The organism is Psychrobacter sp. CLB018 (assembly GCF_041222815.1).
GTDB lineage: Bacteria > Pseudomonadota > Gammaproteobacteria > Pseudomonadales > Moraxellaceae > Psychrobacter > Psychrobacter faecalis.
This window is the reverse complement of sequence record NZ_CP166085.1, coordinates 1,275,988-1,294,802: the sequence shown is the minus strand read 5'-3', so window position 1 is coordinate 1,294,802 and position 18,815 is coordinate 1,275,988. Positions and strand designations below refer to the sequence as shown.

At 43.7% G+C, this 18,815-nt stretch carries 12 protein-coding genes; 5 read left to right on the top strand and 7 right to left on the bottom strand.

All coding sequences use genetic code 11. The features are described from left to right. Window positions 1-7: 7 nt before the first annotated feature. From AB8P72_RS05545 to AB8P72_RS05535, 3 genes are all read right to left on the bottom strand, one after another. Complete coding sequence (locus AB8P72_RS05545) at window positions 8-1,099, bottom strand: beta-carotene 15,15'-monooxygenase (RefSeq protein WP_193031434.1); 1,092 nt, start codon at window positions 1,097-1,099, stop codon at window positions 8-10. Between the two features lie 96 nt (window positions 1,100-1,195). Then, window positions 1,196-2,230, bottom strand: coding sequence for a histone deacetylase family protein (locus AB8P72_RS05540; RefSeq protein WP_193031432.1), 1,035 nt, complete (start codon window positions 2,228-2,230; stop codon window positions 1,196-1,198). A gap of 688 nt (window positions 2,231-2,918) precedes the next feature. Next, window positions 2,919-3,683: a UTRA domain-containing protein gene (locus AB8P72_RS05535; RefSeq protein ID WP_369958190.1), complete on the bottom strand. Its 765-nt coding sequence runs from the start codon at window positions 3,681-3,683 to the stop codon at window positions 2,919-2,921. A 284-nt stretch (window positions 3,684-3,967) separates the two neighbouring features. Between AB8P72_RS05535 and hutU the strand changes: the two genes are divergently transcribed. The 5 genes from hutU (at window position 3,968) to hutI (ending at window position 11,298) form a co-directional block, all read left to right on the top strand. Further along, window positions 3,968-5,686 (top strand): urocanate hydratase, encoded by a 1,719-nt coding sequence (hutU, locus tag AB8P72_RS05530; RefSeq protein ID WP_369958189.1) that lies wholly within the window; start codon window positions 3,968-3,970, stop codon window positions 5,684-5,686. 45 nt (window positions 5,687-5,731) lie between these two features. Then, a complete protein-coding gene (locus tag AB8P72_RS05525; RefSeq protein WP_201589131.1) occupies window positions 5,732-7,114 on the top strand; it encodes a YjiH family protein in 1,383 nt (460 codons plus the stop codon). Between the two features lie 90 nt (window positions 7,115-7,204). Continuing rightward, a complete protein-coding gene (hutH, locus tag AB8P72_RS05520) occupies window positions 7,205-8,767 on the top strand; it encodes a histidine ammonia-lyase (RefSeq protein WP_200661709.1) in 1,563 nt (520 codons plus the stop codon). A 69-nt stretch (window positions 8,768-8,836) separates the two neighbouring features. Continuing rightward, on the top strand, window positions 8,837-9,925 hold the full coding sequence (gene hutG, locus AB8P72_RS05515) for a formimidoylglutamase (RefSeq protein WP_201589126.1): 1,089 nt from the start codon (window positions 8,837-8,839) through the stop codon (window positions 9,923-9,925). A gap of 38 nt (window positions 9,926-9,963) precedes the next feature. Beyond that, window positions 9,964-11,298, top strand: a complete 1,335-nt coding sequence (gene hutI, locus AB8P72_RS05510) for an imidazolonepropionase (RefSeq protein WP_201589123.1) — start codon at window positions 9,964-9,966, stop codon at window positions 11,296-11,298. 892 nt (window positions 11,299-12,190) lie between these two features. Here the strand turns inward: hutI and AB8P72_RS05505 are convergent. The 4 genes from AB8P72_RS05505 to AB8P72_RS05490 all read right to left on the bottom strand — a co-directional run bounded on the left by AB8P72_RS05505 (window position 12,191) and on the right by AB8P72_RS05490 (window position 18,745). Then, the gene (locus AB8P72_RS05505; protein WP_305935356.1) at window positions 12,191-13,873 is read right to left on the bottom strand and encodes an NAD-dependent malic enzyme; all 1,683 of its coding nucleotides are present in this window, start codon (window positions 13,871-13,873) and stop codon (window positions 12,191-12,193) included. A 359-nt stretch (window positions 13,874-14,232) separates the two neighbouring features. Continuing rightward, complete coding sequence (locus AB8P72_RS05500) at window positions 14,233-15,291, bottom strand: CaiB/BaiF CoA transferase family protein (protein WP_369958273.1); 1,059 nt, start codon at window positions 15,289-15,291, stop codon at window positions 14,233-14,235. Window positions 15,292-15,295: 4 nt separating this feature from the next. Beyond that, entirely contained in the window at window positions 15,296-17,479 is a 2,184-nt protein-coding gene (locus AB8P72_RS05495) for a 3-hydroxyacyl-CoA dehydrogenase NAD-binding domain-containing protein (protein WP_369958188.1), read from the bottom strand. 57 nt (window positions 17,480-17,536) lie between these two features. After that, entirely contained in the window at window positions 17,537-18,745 is a 1,209-nt protein-coding gene (locus AB8P72_RS05490) for an acetyl-CoA C-acetyltransferase (protein WP_369958187.1), read from the bottom strand. Window positions 18,746-18,815 lie beyond the last annotated feature (70 nt).

Sequence of the window (18,815 nt, the reverse complement as noted above, 5' to 3'; positions counted from 1 at the left end):
TTCTTTATTACAACTTTGGTCGTTCAGCCATAAATATCTGACCTTTAAAAGTCTTATATAAAGCACAGAGCAGAACATACATTCCGAGAATGCCTAAAGCTGGATACAATGTGCCTACTAATGTGCTGAATGGGAATAGTGAAGCAAGCAGAGAGAGTACAACGACCACAATAGTTAAAATACGAAACTTCGACGTTTCCGTATCTGAATCAAAGAAGCGGATCACAAAGCCATAAAGATTAGAGACCGCCGTTGTAAATACAGCAACTACAAGCACGATGCTAAATAAAAACCCAGTAGTCGGACCAATACCACGCGCTATTTCTAAGAAGGGAAGCTCATAGCTCATCACATTCTCAAGATCAGATAAGAGCGCCATAATAATGAATAACAAACAAATACCTAATGTCATACCACCAATTATGCCAGCCATTCTTACTGTCTTTAAGTTTGGCTCTTTATTACCAATTGAGGCAAAAGTGGATACGCCTGGAATGACATTATATGAAACATAAACTATCGCTGACGTCCACCAAAAAGTAGTGGCTGTATCGGGTTTAAGGGTTTGAATAGTAGCGTCAACGGTTGCCAGTTGATCAGAGTACGTAGTGAAGGTAATGACAGAGATAATAACTACCGCCAAAATCATTAAGGGAGAAATGATTCCTAGGGCTCTAACAGACGAAGTAAAACCAAAAATTACGGTAGATAGTGTCATTAAGGCGATAATTATTTTTCCGGCAACGGGAGGTAGCCCCCAGTACTGATTGATAGCTGCACCACCACCTGAAAACATGATACTAATGACGCCAAACATGAAAAATAAAAGAATATAATCAGCAAAAAAACCTATTTTTTTGCCACATAAATAATTGAGAACCACACGATGACTATTGGTTTTAAGCTGATGACCTAACTCCATAAATACCGTACCGTACCATGCCAACATAATCATAGTAATGACAGCGCCCAACATTCCGATAAAGCCATAGCCTGCAAAGAACTGCAGCACTTCTTGTCCACTGGCATATCCTGCACCAATGACTGCACCAACATACACACCGGCATAGCTGATCGCTTTGATAATTGAAACACTCATATTAAACATCCCTGTTGTTGTGAGTTAATCGAGCAATTACCCTAATAAATCCTTTACATGGGTAGCGATTAAATATTTATTTCTCATTAATCATTATTATTTTTCTGAAATAAAACCAGATAAAAAAGCTTGTAGATTTTCATTGAGCTTTTCTATGCAATATCCTCCTTCAACCAGCACGATAATAGGTTTATTTAACACTTTAAGTTTCTGTGCTAAGGTTTTAAAGCCTTCCGTACTAACGTGACATTTGGCTTGTGGATCATCTTTATAGACGTCAAACCCTAAGACATGAACAATGACATCTGGTTCAAATAGTTTTAAGGACTCGATTGAGCGATCTACATAATGAAAAAATCCCACTTCATCGGTACCATGAGGCATTGGAAAGTTGATGTTATAACCATAACCTTCATCCTCACCTCTCTCATGCTCATGACCAGCGACTACAGGATAAAAATTGATGGGGCTACCATGTACAGATGTATATAGCACATCTTTACGGTCATAGAATATTTCTTGAATACCTTGACCATGGTGCATGTCCGTATCGATGATGGCAATTTTTTGAAATTTTTGACGGAGGTGCTGTGCAATGATGGCAGCATTATTTAGATAGCAAAAGCCACCTGCTGCGTTTTTACGAGCATGATGGCCTGCAGGTCTGGTTAGACATATTTGAATGTTATTTTGATTATCTTCATGATTTAACAAAGCTTCAGCAGCGTTGAGTGCTGTTTGAGCCGACCAATAAATGGAGGTCCATGAGTACTTGCCAATAGGCGCACTACCATCGGCTTGATATTTTGCCGCTTTTGCTAAAATACCAAGTCCTGAGTTATTATTCCGAGCATAAATGGTGGTTTGAACCTCCTCACCCATCTCTTCATCTATCGCCATCCATTCATCGTAGCCATGCTTTAAGAAGTCAACATAATCCAAATCATGTACGGCTAAAATCGGTGCGATTCCTATCTCTTTAGCAGTTGTTACTGCCAAGCCTAACTCTTTTGGCGCCTTTAAAAGCTCAACCAATCGCTCAGGTTTTTCTTGAGGCTCGCGCATTTGTCCACGCGAAAAGTAAGTCTTCGGATGGTGAAGCTTTTGATTTTCATGACTATAAATTTTCATGCTATACATTCCTTTGTTTCTAAAAACTTATTTTCTCGGTTGATAAACCTGTTAGCTTTCTATCAAAACCCTTGATATCTATTAAAAGCCTTAAGAATTCATATTAAAAATTCTAATATCTCTCTCATGATTATCTCGATCTATCTTGTTGCCAGCGGCACGAAACCTTATACTTACTAACATTGATTTAATATATGTTGCTGCAAAGCGACAGTCAAACGTTATAAATTAATAGTGAATATAAGTATTGCTAATACCCAATAAATCAGTATTTGTTAAGTCTATTTAAGAAATAAAATTGAAATCATTCCTATAGCAAAAATTGTCCAGAAGACAGCTACAATAAGAAAATCAGTGAGGATTAATTGCAGAATAAATAACGCGTAGGAGATACGGTAATTGGTTATAGAAGATAGTAAATAAGATACATACTTTGAATATATACGCTAGACTGGTACAAATTTTGCTTGCATAGCTGGACAATATCCCGATATTAACTACGCTATTTTCCTTATTTGGCGGCAATTTATCTCATTTTTATCACCATTTCTAAAATGAGGAAACGCCCTAGTTAGATACGATATCGATAAAAATAGATGGGTGAGTTGATTTATAGTGCTCGAAATCAAAAACCTTATACTAAGAGATTATCAGATACGTCAGTGAAAACTTCATTTAAAAATAAAGCCTACAGCTCTCCTGCAAACTGATAACGATCTCCTGCATGCCACATTTTTACAAAGGTCAGTACTTGCCCTGCTGAATACGTCCGACGTCGCAGCACCAATGTCGGTGACTGCACAGGAATTTGTAAAGCCTTAGCAATTTCTTCAGGAGCCGCTAATGCCTGAATGATATAGCTACCACGCTCAAGTGGGCTCTTAGCAATGAGGTAGTCACTGGTGTTTACCACATTAAAATCCTGCTCAATAAAATCTGGTACTTTTGTTGCATCCACCCAACGTTCTTCAAACTGAATCGGCTGACCATCAGCGAAATGAATGATCTTTACTTCATATAAAATAGCTGCTTCATTGCTATCAGTAGTGCTAATAGAATCCTTTAAATCAGAAACCACAAATTCTTCGTCAATATTGAACTTGTCTCGCATTTCATCGTCTAACATGCTTGCAGTAATAATACGTTTACTCACAACATGAACTTGGTAATTGCGATTGGCTGATTTTAAATCTTGGGCTATATTGCGCACTTCTACAAAGGTATGATTGAACTGCTGCTGAGCAACAAACGTCCCTGACCCTTGTCTACGTTCTAATACCCGCTCCTGGCTCAATTCTTTTAAGGCGCGGTTTACGGTCATTCGCGACACACCAAACTCTTTTGCCAATGCCATTTCGGTGGAGATGGCTTCACCTGCCTGCCATTTACCCGAATGGATATTATCCAATATGGCGCTTTTAATCCGCTGATATGCTGGAACTGCTTTCGTCATTTCACGCTTCACCTTTGTCATGCTCATCTTTAAATGCTGACTGCAAACTGTGCAAGTGCTGACATAATATCATGAGAATTATTATAATCACTATTAGCACAGCCTTTCGAGCAAGCTGACCTTATGAATAGGTTGGCTACTATAAAAAAACCTTGCATGAAAAAATAATTACTGATAATTTGTATATACAACTTTACGTTAGTGCAAATAAATTTAGCATACTGACCGTGAAAAGCTCATTTTGATTACAACATTGTCTCAACAGATATCACAAGGATAGGCTCATGACCACTAATAATGGATTAAATAAAACCCCTGAATATACTCGCCGTGACGAGAGTCGCAATATCGCAGCGCCGACTGGCAGTACGCTGAATTGCAAGAGCTGGTTGACCGAAGCGCCTTATCGTATGCTACAAAACAACCTACACCCTGATGTGGCCGAAAACCCAAAAAGCTTGGTTGTATATGGCGGTATCGGACGCGCCGCTCGTAACTGGGAAAGCTATGATCAAATCCTAGAGTCACTCAAAGAATTAGAAGACGATGAGACATTGTTAGTGCAATCTGGCAAGCCGGTTGGCGTCTTTCAAACTCATGAAAATGCGCCGCGTGTATTGATTGCCAACTCTAACCTTGTACCGCGCTGGGCAACGTGGGCGCATTTCAACGAACTGGATCGTAAAGACTTATTGATGTACGGTCAGATGACTGCGGGTAGTTGGATCTATATCGGTACCCAAGGTATCGTTCAAGGTACTTATGAAACCTTTGTCGAAGCAGGTCGCCAGCATTATAACGGTAGCTGGGCAGGACGTTGGATTTTGACCGCCGGTCTAGGTGGTATGGGCGGCGCGCAGCCATTGGCTGCGACCTTCGCTGGGGCGACGTCTTTAAATATCGAGTGCCAGCAATCAAGTATTGATTTTCGTTTGCGTACCGGCTACGTCGATAGACAAGCTGACAATTTAGACCATGCTTATGAGCTCATCAAACAACATACTGCGGCAGGTGAAGCGGTTTCTATCGCTCTACTCGGTAACGCTGCGGACATCTTGCCCGAGATAGTTAAGCGCGCCAAAGCTGGTGAAATCAAACCTGATTTAGTGACCGATCAGACCTCGGCGCACGACTTAATCAATGGCTATTTACCAAGCGGCTGGACCGTTGAAGAATGGAAGGCCGCTCAAGAAAACCCAGAGCAACACGCTGCATTGACCAAAGCTGCCGCTGCCTCTTGTGCCGTACATGTACAGGCCATGCTAGACCTACAAGACATGGGGATTCCTGCGACTGATTACGGTAATAACATCCGCCAAGTGGCCTTCGATGCAGGGGTAAAAGACGCCTTTAACTTCCCAGGTTTTGTCCCAGCTTATGTACGACCACTGTTTTGTCAAGGTAAAGGGCCGTTTCGCTGGGTGGCACTATCAGGTGATCCAGAAGATATCTATAAAACCGATCAAAAAATTAAAGAGCTGTTCCCTGAAAACACCCAAATCCATCGCTGGCTTGATATGGCAAAAGAGCGCATTCAGTTCCAAGGTCTACCAGCACGTATCTGTTGGTTAGGACTTGGTGAGCGTGATAAAGCAGGCCTTGCCTTTAATGAGATGGTCAAAAACGGTGAGCTAAAAGGCCCTATCGTCATCGGTCGTGACCATTTGGATACTGGATCGGTTGCCAGTCCAAACCGCGAAACCGAAAGTATGAAAGATGGCTCAGATGCAGTCTCTGACTGGGCATTATTAAATGGTATGCTAAATGTCGCAGGCGGTGCAACTTGGGTGTCATTGCATCATGGCGGCGGTGTTGGTATGGGCTACTCGCAGCACTCTGGTATGGTCATCGTCGCTGATGGTACAGATAGCGCGGCCAAACGCTTGTCACGCGTACTGGTCAATGACTGTGGCTCAGGTGTGATGCGTCATGCGGATGCCGGCTATGAGCTGGCGATTAAAACTGCTCAGGATTATGGTCTAAATCTACCGATGATTAAGTAGTTTTCATAGAAAAACAGACAACATGATTTTATCAAGGACGATAATATGACCAAGCAAGATACCATAAACCTTGGGCAAACTGAGCAAGATGCCAACATCATGCCGGATACAACCGCATCAGAGACCCTGCTATCAAAACCTATTGCCCTACTACAGCTGATTGTATTTAGTACGATAGGTTTGGTGATGTTTTTTGTCCCTTTTAGCATTGGTGACAAAAGTACGATTCTGTTCGACCATGGTGCCACTTATCTGGTCAATCAGCAGCATACGTTATCTGTGACCTTATTATTTGTGCTGATGATATTTGGGGTGAGCAAACCATTTATCGATGGCTCATGGCGCAAAAATATCACGCATAAAATTTTAACGGTCTTTAAAGTGCTCGGCTTAGTGCTAGCCGTGATGTATATCACCGGTAATGCGCCAGCCTTTATGATGGAAAAGGATATGCTGCCGTTTTTGTTTGAAAAACTGGCATTACCTGTTGGTATGATTGTGCCGCTTGGGGCATTGATTCTGGCGTTCTTAGTGGGTTTTGGTTTGCTTGAGATGGTTGGTGTATTGATGCAGCCGATCATGAAACCTATCTGGAAAACGCCTGGTGCATCAGCGATTGATGCCGTTGCCTCTTTTGTGGGCAGTTATTCGATTGGGCTATTGATTACCAATCGTGTTTATCTACAAAAGCAGTATTCTGCGCGTGAAGCTATTATCATTGCCACAGGTTTTTCTACCGTGTCTGCCGCATTTATGGTCATTGTCGCCAAAACACTGGGGCTGATGGAATTTTGGAATCTGTTTTTTTGGTCAACGCTAGTGATTACCTTTATCGTCACCGCCATCACTGCCCGCATTCCCCCAATTAGCCTATTTGGTAATGAAGTAGAGCGTCCAACTTTAGACTATAAAAGAGGCACGCGCCTAAAAGCAGCTTATGAGCTGGGTTTATCTACGTCACGCCATGCATCGGATTTTAAACACATTCTATGGAGCAACTTTCGTGATGGTTTGATCATGGCGGCAGCGATTGTGCCCTCTATCATCGCCGTTGGACTCACTGGTTTATTATTGGCCAAGTATACGCCCGTATTTGACGCCCTAGGATTGCTACTTTATCCCTTTACTTGGTTGGGCGGTTTGCCAGAGCCGCTCGTCGCTGCCAAAGGCATGTCAGCAGGATTGGCTGAGATGTTCTTGCCCGCATTATTGCTCAGTGAAGCGGATATGTTGACCCGTTACGTCGCAGGTGTCATCTCTATTAGCAGTGTGCTGTTTTTTTCTGCCATGATTCCTTGTGTACTAGCAACTGAAATTCCCATCTCTGTTGGCAAAATGGTCATCGTTTGGTTCCAGCGTGTGGCACTTAGTATCTTGTTGGCAGCAGCTTTTGGACATTTGGCAATGTCGTTTGGCTGGATAAGTTAGGATAGATTGCACCTATTAATACAAGCACAACATCACTACCCCACCATATAATAAATACAGCTAATAACCTTTAACATTAGGACTACCATCATGACTGCTATCAAGAAACTAACCCTACAGCCACGTCAACTTAGCTTTGAAATACTCCGCGATATCTATGAGCAGCCCGTCATATTGACCTTGCCTGAGAGCGCCTATAAGGCGATAGATGCCTCACACGAAGATGTACAAACGATTATTAGCCGTGATAAAAGCGCTTATGGCATCAACACCGGCTTTGGTCTATTGGCAAAAACCCGTATCAGCGATGACCAGTTAGAGTTGCTACAGCGTAACCTTATCGTCTCTCACTCGGTGGGCACTGGCGAAGCGTTACCAGCCAATGTGGTTCGACTGATTATGGTGATGAAGGTGACCAGTTTGGCACAAGGCGTCTCTGGCGTACGCCGCGCCGTGGTCGATAGCTTACTGGGTTTAATTAATAATCAAATTACCCCAAATATCCCTGCCAAAGGCTCAGTAGGTGCCTCTGGTGACCTCGCACCTTTATCACATATGACACTAGCGATGATGGGCGAAGGTCATGTTTATGTTGATGGTAAAAAAGTACTGGCCGCTGATGCGTTAGCGCAGCATGGTCTTGAGCCAATCACCCTTGCGGCAAAAGAAGGCCTTGCTCTTATTAATGGTACCCAAGTATCAACGGCATTGGCACTACGTGGTTATTTCTTAGCACGTGATTTGCTTGAGACGGCAACCATCGTCGGCTCACTATCTATCGATGCAGCCAAAGGCTCGGATGCCCCATTTGACGCGCGTATCCACGAAGTACGTGGTCATCATGGTCAAATCGAAATCGCCAAAGCGCACCGTCAGCTGATCAAAGGTAGTGCTATTCGCGCCTCACATGATGGCGAGCAAGACGACAGAGTACAAGATCCTTACTGCCTACGTTGCCAGCCGCAAGTGATGGGCGCATGCCTTGATATCATCAATCAAGCAGGCAAGACGCTATTGATTGAATCAAATGCTGTCACGGACAACCCACTTATTTTTAACAATGAAGACGGTCCCGTTGCTATCTCTGGCGGTAACTTCCATGCTGAGCCAGTGGCTTTTGCTGCCGATATTTTAGCATTGGCCATTGCCGAGATTGGCTCTATGTCTGAGCGCCGTATTGCTTTGCTGATCGATGCGACTTTATCAGGTGGCTTACCGCCATTCTTAGTGGATAATGCTGGGGTCAACTCAGGCTTTATGATTGCTCATGTGACCGCAGCAGCGCTTGCCTCAGAGAACAAATCTATCGCCCATCCTGGTAGTGTCGACAGCATTCCAACTTCTGCTAACCAAGAAGACCATGTATCGATGGCAACCTATTGCGCCCGTCGCTTATATGAGATGGCACAAAACACCGCGACTATTATCGGTATTGAGCTATTGGCTGCAGGTCAAGGTATCGACTTCCATCGCGGATTAGAAACCTCAGAGCCTTTGACAGTGGCACATCAGAAACTGCGCGAGCAAGTGACCTTTTATGGTAAAGACCGCTATCTAGCCCCTGATATCGAAGCAGCAAAGCAGCTGGTATTAGACGGTACGCTTGCTGAGCATTGGCAGTCATTACGTAGTAATTGGTATGATTCTAAATAACGGCTGACTGATAAAAACTGGTTGATAACAGCCAATAGCATAAAAGCGAATAATATAAGGAAGCTGGCAATGACCTCTCTGACAAATAAAGCAGCGAGCAAGATTATCCATACGCAATCTGTGAGCCATACGGCAGCTGATATGAGTCGCTGGACAGGGCGTGCAGAGCCGTTTGAGACAGCTCGTGCCCGCTATTGGTATCAAATAGCGCAGCCTTATGCCTTTGATAATACAAGCCAGCACATTGGGCTGGTCGGTTTCGCTTGTGATCAAGGCGTCAGACGCAATCAAGGACGCGTGGGTGCAAGAGCTGCTCCGCCCTTGATTCGTCAAACATTTGCTGCGCTGCCGGTCATCTCTGAGTTACAGCAGCGCTTTGAAAATCAACTATCAACCCTACTAGGTGATGCAGGTGATATTCACTGTCATGATAATGATGATTTTTCTGCGAGTACTCTAGAACAAGCACAAGTTAATTATGCCGATAAGGTAAGCCATATTATTGAACAAGGCGGCTTACCCATCGGTCTTGGTGGTGGTCATGCTATTGCTTATGGTAGCTTTTTAGGATTATGGCAAGCGCTACAGCCGACAGATATTACCAATGCTGCCAATGCTACAGATGCGCTGCCGCGTATTGGCATTATTAACTTTGATGCGCATCTGGACATTCGTCAGTCTGATGTCGCAACGTCTGGCACGCCATTTCGACAGATTGCTGAGCATCTTGATGAACATGGTCAGCCTTTTCATTATTGCTGTATCGGCGTCAGTCGTTTTTCCAACACTGCCGCTCTCTTTGACCGTGCTGAGCAATTGGGCGTGCATATCATCAGTGATGAAGAGTGCACCAATAAGAAGTGGGAAAAAATTGCTACTCAAATAACCAGTTTCATCGATAACGTTGATATTATTTATTTATCCATTGATATGGACTGCTTACCATCTAGCGTTGTACCTGGTGTTAGTGCACCAGCTGCGTACGGTATTGAGCTCAGTTTCGTTGAGCGCGCGGTCAAACTTATTTTGTCCTCAGGGAAAGTAAAAGTAGCGGATATTGCTGAGATTAATCCAACCTTTGATATTGATTCGCGTAGCTGCAAAGTTGCAGCAAGACTACTGGCGACGATTATAGAGCAGCATTTACTGATCTTATAAATAAAGAAAGGCTTTTAAATATTAAGCAGGAGCTTATTATGAACCACTCTAATGCACAAATACTCGAAGAATCTATCAATACCAAAGATTCTATGAATAGCTTGGCTGACTTCGATCACATCATTATTAATGCCAATCTAGCAACCTTTTCAACACACTACGGATTTGATATTTATAGCCACAATCAAAACAATGGTCAAAATGAAGCCACACCTTATGGTCAGCTAGAAAATGCTGCTATTGGTATTAAAGATGGTAGAATTTCATGGATCGGAGCACATACGCAAGTAACGCCCTACCTAACGCACTATCAAAATCAACAAATCACAGACGCTAATGGTCATTGGATAACGCCGGGATTGATTGATTGTCATACTCATATTGTCTATGGCGGCAATCGCAGTAATGAGTTTGAAGCACGATTACATGGGGCTAGCTACCAAGATATCGCTGCTCAAGGCGGCGGTATTGTATCAACGGTTCGTTCTACTCGCGAAGCCAGTAGCGATGAATTATTTGCACAAAGTGAAAAGCGCCTGCTTGCTTTGATAAAAGAAGGTGTAACCAGCATCGAGATTAAGTCGGGCTATGGCTTAGATTTAGACACTGAACGTAAAATGCTGATAGTGGCGCGCAAACTTGGTGACAAGCACAACATTCATGTTAGCAGCACTTATTTAGCTGCTCATGCCCTACCGCTTGAATATAAAGACCGTGCGGATGATTATATTGAACAAGTTTGCCAGTGGTTGCCAATCTTACATGCTGAAGGTCTGATAGATGCGGTTGATGGTTTTTGTGAAAATATCGCTTTTACTGCTGAGCAAATTAAACGCGTCTTTGATACTGCTCATTCGTTAGACTTGCCAGTGAAACTACATTCTGAACAGCTATCAAATATAGGCGCTAGTGCTTTGGTGGCAGAATACCAAGGTCTATCAAGCGATCATCTTGAACACTTAGCAGAGGAAGATATTAAAAAGATGGCCGTAAGCAACACAGTGGCCGTGTTATTACCAGGCGCTTTTTATACATTACGTGATACTAAGTTACCACCGATTGAAGAGTTACGTAAACATCAAGTACCGATTGCCGTTTCGACAGATTGCAACCCTGGCACTTCCCCATTAACGTCGTTGTTATTAGCAATGAATATGGGCTGTACACTATTTTATTTAACACCTGAAGAAGTATTGGCAGGGGCAACTGTTCACGCGGCACAAGCATTAGGTCTAGCCAAAAAAGGCAGAATAGAAGTTGGTTACGATGCTGATTTAGCATTATGGGATATCACTCGCCTTGCTGATCTTGCCTATCAAATGGGTTTAAATCCTATTGAAGGTATTATGATTCAAGGTCAATGGTGTAAGTAAGCAGGGTAAAAATACTGTCTAATAGCTTCAATCTAAGATCATAGCATTGCCGGCTCTATATTTGTCATATTTTCTAATAGGTGTTAAATGTATTATTTATTGTAAAATACTCTGCTAATTTTGTAAGAGGCCTACTAAAATAACTTTATTTCAACCACATATAAATAAAGCCAGCTAGCTGCTAGCTTTTTTGATACCTTAAACTGAATACTTGTCCCTTACTGTTAAGTACCAGTAGATAGCAGCCATAACTATTTAGACTTTTAGAGAGTATCAATACTATTAATTTGATACTATTTTGATACTCTAAATTTATTGATATGCATCTCTACTTGTTGATAGGTATATTTATCTTTTAATCCAATCCTTTAACAGGAAAGGCTTTCAGACAATAATTGCAGCTAATTATCGCCATCCATTGTGTATTATTGTTGTAAGAACAAGGACTCATAATCCTTTGGTCGTAGGTTCAAGTCCTACTGGGCCCACCACATTTTAAATCAGGCTTGTTCGCAGCGATGCGGCAAGCCTTTTTTTATGGGAATTTTAGAAATGTCAGAACATATAGGTAGATGGCAAACTATATAGAAATTAATACCATGACGTTGGTATAAAAATAATAAAAAGCTACCTAAGAAACCAAAAAGCCCTCTACGCTATATAAAATAGTATAGAGGGCTTTTACGATTTTAATGAATGAATAATTGATAACTATAAAAAGACGCCGCTGCGCCTACTGAACTAATGGCTATTTTTATGCTAAATCAAATCAGCCGCAACCGACCAACTGTATTTAGCAAATTTCAGTTAGCGTTCAAGCAAGGACATGCCCTAGCATAGAACCAGCTATCTACTATTTATTTATCATTTACCTATAAACACCTTCTAAAAACTAGAAAGAAGTACGACGATAATTGCGATATTCAGGCAACCAAAAATTCGCTTCCAATCGGCGCTGTAGGTTCTCAGCCGTGATAGGTAGTGCCAGCTTATCTTGAACCGCTTGCAGTGCCACTTCATAGGCTATTTTTTTACTGATCTCTTTAATAACTTTAATAGGCGGTAGTATGGCGCCGGGCGCTTTTTCGTACTCCATTGATATATCTGCAAGCGCTTGGCTTGCCGCCATTAACATATTGTCGCTGATACCTCTCGCCCTTGCTGCGAGAACACCAAGACCAATACCAGGAAATATATAGCTGTTATTACATTGAGAAACCTCGAAAGACTGACCGTCAAAAGTGGTATGAGCAAAAGGGCTACCCGTTGCGATAATGGCGCGACCACGGCTCCAGTTCATCACTTCTTGCGGTGTGGCTTCCACACGAGAGGTCGGGTTTGAAAGCGGTAGTACAATTGGGTGTTCAGTATTAGCACATAAGGACTCGATCACCTCTTGAGTAAACAAACCTTTTTGTCCACTCACGCCGAACAATACCGTTATTTTTGCTTGTTTCACCACTTGCGCTAAACCGAGTTTTTGACTCTTATCCCAATGTTCAATTGCTGATTGTTTTTGCACCAGTGGCTCTTGGAATTTTTGTAGCTCTGTCATGCTATCGATGAGCAAACCGTAACGGTCAACCATAAATACTTGGCTGCGCGCTTGCTCTTCGGTTAAGCCTTCGCGCTGCATTTGGCGAATGATATGCTCAGCAATACCGCAGCCCGCAGAACCTGCCCCTAAGAAAGCTATTTTTTGCTGACTGAGTTTTTGCCCTTTATTGAGGCACGCGGCAATCAAAGCGCCGACCGAAACCGCAGCAGTCCCTTGAATATCATCATTGAAACAGCATAACTGGTCACGATAACGATTTAATAACGGCGTGGCGTTTCCTTGAGCAAAATCTTCAAATTGTAATAAAACCTCTGGCCAACGACGCTTAACGGCTTGAATAAATAAATCGACAAATTCATTGTATTCCTCGCCAGAAATGCGTGGATTTCTCCAACCCATATACATAGGATCGTCAAGTAGCTGTTGGTTATTGGTACCGACATCTAACAAAATAGGCAGACAGTAAGCGGGACTGATGCCACCGCAAGCTGTGTACAACGCCAATTTACCAATAGGAATGCCCATACCACCAATACCTTGGTCGCCAAGGCCCAATATACGCTCACCGTCGGTAACAACGATTACTTTGACATTTTGTTTGGTGGCGTTTTGCAGCATATCGTCGATTTTATGACGTTCAGGGTACGAGATAAATAAGCCCCGTTTCCGGCGATAAATTTGCGAGAATTTCTCACAAGCTTGACCAACCGTTGGCGTGTAGATGAGCGGCATGACTTCCTCAATATGCTGCTCAACCAGATGATGAAACAAGGTCTCATTGGTATCTTGTATATTACGCAAATAAATGTGCTTATCCATCGTATTGGTAAATGAACGCAGTTGGTGATAAGCCCGCAGAGACTGCTCTTCAATCGTCTCAATGTTGTGTGGTAATAGCCCTGTTAAATTAAAGCTATCGCGTTCTTCTGATGAAAAAGCACTACCTTTATTCAATAAAGAGGTTTCTAATAGCGCGGGGCCAGCAATAGGAATATATAAGGGACGCTTGTTTGACATAATAAAATCTTCTTATTAAGGACGTATGAGTGAAAACGATGCTAGGGCTGCATTATACCTAGCATCCGCTCATGTTTAACAATAGATAACAAATCATTTTGAGTCAGTACGGCTTTAAACTTGATTGCTTATACATTTGCCTAGAAATACTGCCGTTTTCTCTAAAATTGCATGCAATAAGTCGATTACCGCGCCAATAGTGATAAGTTCATAAAGGGGTTAACGCAAAAGAGGAATGTTTTTTCAGTCGCTTAAGAATGCCGTAGATGCTAAAAATATAATGGCTAAGAGATTAAGTGGCTAAATGATTAAGCTATTAACTGATTCACTAACAATGCTGTTACTTCAGCTTCATTACCTTACTGCCAACCCAGTGTCGCCCCATACTCATCTTGATGGGCAAATAAAGGATGTGCTCTTGCCTCCTCTAAACTCAATACTGGCGTGACGCACACATCGTTGGATGCAAAAACCTGCTGCCAATGGCTTAAAGGCTGATTGGCAAAGGTATCGGCAACCATTTGTGCTGCCTCTTGGCTGGCCTTAGTATTGGGCATAACCCCACGCTGCCAATGCACATCTTTAAGCTCAGGCAATTCTAATATTTCACACAGCCCTTGCCAGAATTTTAGCTCTAGTGAACCCACCGCCATATGGCGATCATCGGAAGTTCTGTACAACCGATAACAAGGCAATAAACCGCCTAAGAAATCCTGTTGCGGCTCTGGGTTTTTGCCAGAAAAGCTGGCCACCAGTTTTCCAGTCGCTTTTGGCATGACCAGATGCTGATACAAGCTGTGCGTCATACTGACCGCAACGTGGCGACCTTTCCCCGTACGCTGGGCTGCAAATACAGCCGCTAATAGAGCAATCACCGCCGTGTCACTGCCGCCTGCTAAGTCTGCAAACTGAACATTGGGCATTGCCTGCTCGCCATCTGCCGTCTTGAGCTGGTCAAGCACCCCGCTCATCGCCATAAAATTGATATCATGACCGGCTTTATGCGCCCAATCATGAGTGATGCCATCGCTATTAGCCATGCCATAGCCCGTAATCGATACCATGACCAGCTTTGGATTAATGGCATGCAAGGTTTTGGCATCAAGCCCCATGCCTTCTAATACCTCAGGGCGAAAGCTATCGAGCATCACGTCGCTATCCTTGATTTGCGCTTTGATAGTCTCAATACCTTGCGAGTCACGAAAGTCAACTTTTAAAGTGGTTTTGCCATGATTAAGGGCGGTAAACAAATCCCCAAAAGCGCGAGCCGGATCGCCATTGAGTGGTTCAATCTTAATAATGTCCGCGCCTAAGTCCGCAAGCAATCTGGTCGCAAATGGCCCAGGCAGGTTGCGCGTTAAATCAATGACGCGCAGCCCTTGTAAGCAGTCTTTCATAGCATCCGCTTGATTAACCATCGATTCAGTCATCTGAGAAAACCTCGCCTTTTGCCGCCATTGCCACTAATATCTGCGCAGGCTCAAAACGTGCGCCATATTTCTGTGCCAGCTCACGACTACGCGCGACAAATTTATCGACGCCTACTGAGTTGATAAACTGTAGCGTCCCCCCTTGGTTTGGCGCAAAACCCCAACCAAAGATAGAGCCGATGTTGGCATCGGCCACCGTACGCACGACGTTTTCTTCATAGCATTTGGCAGTCTCATTGGCTTGCACGTAAAGTAGACGGTCTACCAAGTCTTGCTGCGAGGGCTGCTCATCTGTCGTTTGATATAATTCAGTGAGATCAGACCATAGATGTTTTTCACCATTCTCTGGATAATCATAAAAACCTTTAGACACCTTTTTACCTTCGCGGCCAAATTCTTTGACCATTTTTTCTACTACTGACATCGCAGGATGCGGCGTAAAAGTCTTACCTTCTGCCTCCATTGCCTTTTTAGTCTGCTCCATCACGTGTAGTGACAGGCTGAGTGACACCTCATCTTGCAGTGCCAGCGGCGGCATCGGCATACCAGACTTCATACCAGCCACTTCTATACTACGTGGGTGAACACCCTCAGCTAACATGGCAATGCCTTCTGACACATAAGTGCCAAAAACACGTGATGTATAAAATCCGCGGCTGTCATTGACAACGATGGGCGTCTTGCCAATTTGGCCAACATAATCAAAACCTGTTGCTAGCGTGGCATCGTCGGTTTTTTCACCAACGATAATCTCAACGAGTGGCATCTTGTCGACCGGTGAGAAGAAATGCAGACCGATAAACTGGTTCGGGCGTTTGCTGGCTTTAGCAAGCTCAGTGATTGGCAAGGTTGAGGTGTTCGATGCATAAACGGCAGTCTCTGGAATAACGGCTTCAGATTGTCGCGTACATTCCGCTTTAATATCAATGTCTTCAAAAACAGCTTCAATGATTAAATCACAGCCTTCTAAATCATCATAAAACGTGGTGGTCTTGATAAGGTCTAATAATGCTTGTTTTTTGTCCTTTGTTGAACGCCCTCGGCTGATGGCTTTGTCTAGCAGCTTAGTAGAGTAGCTTTTGCCTTTTTCGGCACCTTCAATCGCCGTATCGAGCAATACCACTTCCATACCCGCTTTAGCTGAAACGTAAGCGATACCAGCGCCCATCATGCCAGCGCCTAAAATACCGACTTTGCTGACTTTAGATCGCTCAAACCCTTGCGGGCGTGATTGTCCTTTTTTAATACTATTGAGCTGCGTCCAAAGGCTATTAATCATGTTTTTGGATACGTCTGATAACACGCAGGCGACAAAAAAACGCGACTCGATTTTAAGGCCGTTGTCGATATCGGTTAAGCAGCCTTCAAACACGCTAGATAAAATATGGGTAATCGCAGGATAGTTGCCGTGGGATTTTTGATTGGCCATCGCTGGGGCCATAGAAAATACTTGCACCATTTTTGGATGATTGCTATCACCGCCTGGAATTTTAAAGCCTTTTTTGTCCCATGGTTGCTGCGCTTTTGGATTGTCATTAATCCATGCTTTCGCCTTACTGATAAGCTCGTCATCGTCATGAGCCACGTCATCGATAAAGCCAATTTCTAGCGCTTGCTGTGGACGCAGCTCTTTACCTTGGGTCATCAGCTCAAGGGCTTTTTGAATACCAATCAAACGCGGTAGACGCTGTGTCCCGCCGCCGCCGGGTAACAAGCCAAGCTTAACTTCTGGCAAACCCAGCTTGGTTGTAGACGAGGTTTTTGGTGAATCGATAGCAATACGATAATGACAGGCTAAGGCAAGCTCAAGACCGCCCCCAAGCGCCGTACCCGTAATAGCAGCAACGACTGGCTTACCTGAAGTTTCAAGTTTACGCAGGCTAGTTTTTAAGTCTTCAACCAGATCAAAGGCTTGCTCGGCCGTTTCAATAGTAGCCAATTGGTCAATATCTGCGCCAACCACAAAGGTTGATTTACCAGACGTTAGAATTAGGCCTTTTGCGTCCTGGTCATTGATAAAAGCATCCGTTATTGTAGCAAAGGCTTCATTAAAGCCCTCTCCAATGACATTCATCTTACGCTCGGTTTGGTCGATAGTGACGGTGATAATTCCATTATCAGATTGGGCAGAAAAATTCTTTAATGCATTGATGGCATCTACGCTATTGGTGCTCATTTTAAATCCTTGTTAATCATCCATAATCATTTTTATAATCGTTTTTGCTAAATGTTTTTATACACGCTCAATGATAGTTGCAATCCCCATACCGCCGCCGACGCATAGCGTAACCATGGCGGTTTTTAAATCGCAGCGCTCAAGCTCATCAAGCACCGTCGTCATTAGCATCGCACCTGTTGCGCCGAGTGGGTGACCCATCGCAATCGCGCCGCCATTAACATTGACTTTATCTAATGAAATACCAAAGTCGCTAGCGGTATTCATCGGAACAGCAGCAAAGGCTTCGTTTATCTCCCATAGGTCGATATCAGCAGCAGTCATACCTGCTTTATCTAGCGCTTTTTTACAAGCTGGTGTCGGACCTGTCAGCATAATAGAAGGCTCTGAGCCAATGACCGCTGCCATAGTAATCTTCGCTCGCGGCTTAAGTCCAGCTTTGTCCCCAGCGGCCGCACTACCGATAAGACATATCGCAGCACCATCGACGATACCTGATGAGTTGCCAGCATGATGCACATGGTTTACTTTTTCAATCGTGGTGTATTTATCCAAAATAACGCTATCAAAACCCATCTGACCGGGCATAGCAAAAGACGGATTGAGCTTTGCTAAAGTGGCAACATCAGTATTTGGACGAATGGTTTCGTCTTTGTCTAATAGTAATAAACCATTAATATCCTTAACAGGCACCACTGATTTATCAAAATAGCCTTTTTCCCAAGCGGCGGCGGCTCTTCTATGTGACTCAGTGGCAAACTCATCAACATCGCTGCGACTAAAGCCCTTTAGGGTCGCGATAGTATCAGCGCCAACCCCTTGTGGGACAAAACCAGTAGCATCATTAACGCGTGGATCCATATACCAAGCACCGCCATCTGAGCCCATCGGTACGCGGCTCATAGACTCAACGCCGCCCGCTACAACCATGTCCTCCATACCGGACATGACTTTGGCAGCAGCAAGGTTGATAGATTCAAGGCCTGAGGCGCAGTAGCGTGACAATGTCACCCCTGCTACACGTTGATCCCAGCCTGCATCGAGAGCAGCGATACGAGCGATATCTGAGCCTTGCTCACCGACTGGCGTCACACAACCAAGCACGATATCGTCGACGAGGCTGGTATCTAAGTGATAACGCTGCTGCATCTCTTTAAGTAGCGTACGTGTCAACCAAATTGGCGATGCTTGATGCAAAGCGCCATCCTTTTTTCCTTTACCACGTGGAGTGCGGAGCGCATCATAGATATAAGCGGTCTGGGTCATAATAAATCCCTTTAATTTTTAAGTAGCTAGTTTTAAATAAGGAAGTGTTGAGAAGCGCGCATTCTGCTCA

What these genes read in the sequence shown, in the direction of transcription:
- AB8P72_RS05545 (WP_193031434.1), bottom strand. Translation starts at nt 1,099, where the DNA reads ATGAGTGTTTCAATTATCAAAGCGATCAGCTATGCCGGTGTGTATGTT.
- AB8P72_RS05540 (WP_193031432.1), bottom strand. Translation starts at nt 2,230, where the DNA reads ATGAAAATTTATAGTCATGAAAATCAAAAGCTTCACCATCCGAAGACT.
- AB8P72_RS05535 (WP_369958190.1), bottom strand. Translation starts at nt 3,683, where the DNA reads ATGACGAAAGCAGTTCCAGCATATCAGCGGATTAAAAGCGCCATATTG.
- hutU (WP_369958189.1), top strand. Translation starts at nt 3,968, where the DNA reads ATGACCACTAATAATGGATTAAATAAAACCCCTGAATATACTCGCCGT.
- AB8P72_RS05525 (WP_201589131.1), top strand. Translation starts at nt 5,732, where the DNA reads ATGACCAAGCAAGATACCATAAACCTTGGGCAAACTGAGCAAGATGCC.
- hutH (WP_200661709.1), top strand. Translation starts at nt 7,205, where the DNA reads ATGACTGCTATCAAGAAACTAACCCTACAGCCACGTCAACTTAGCTTT.
- hutG (WP_201589126.1), top strand. Translation starts at nt 8,837, where the DNA reads ATGACCTCTCTGACAAATAAAGCAGCGAGCAAGATTATCCATACGCAA.
- hutI (WP_201589123.1), top strand. Translation starts at nt 9,964, where the DNA reads ATGAACCACTCTAATGCACAAATACTCGAAGAATCTATCAATACCAAA.
- AB8P72_RS05505 (WP_305935356.1), bottom strand. Translation starts at nt 13,873, where the DNA reads ATGTCAAACAAGCGTCCCTTATATATTCCTATTGCTGGCCCCGCGCTA.
- AB8P72_RS05500 (WP_369958273.1), bottom strand. Translation starts at nt 15,291, where the DNA reads ATGGTTAATCAAGCGGATGCTATGAAAGACTGCTTACAAGGGCTGCGC.
- AB8P72_RS05495 (WP_369958188.1), bottom strand. Translation starts at nt 17,479, where the DNA reads ATGAGCACCAATAGCGTAGATGCCATCAATGCATTAAAGAATTTTTCT.
- AB8P72_RS05490 (WP_369958187.1), bottom strand. Translation starts at nt 18,745, where the DNA reads ATGACCCAGACCGCTTATATCTATGATGCGCTCCGCACTCCACGTGGT.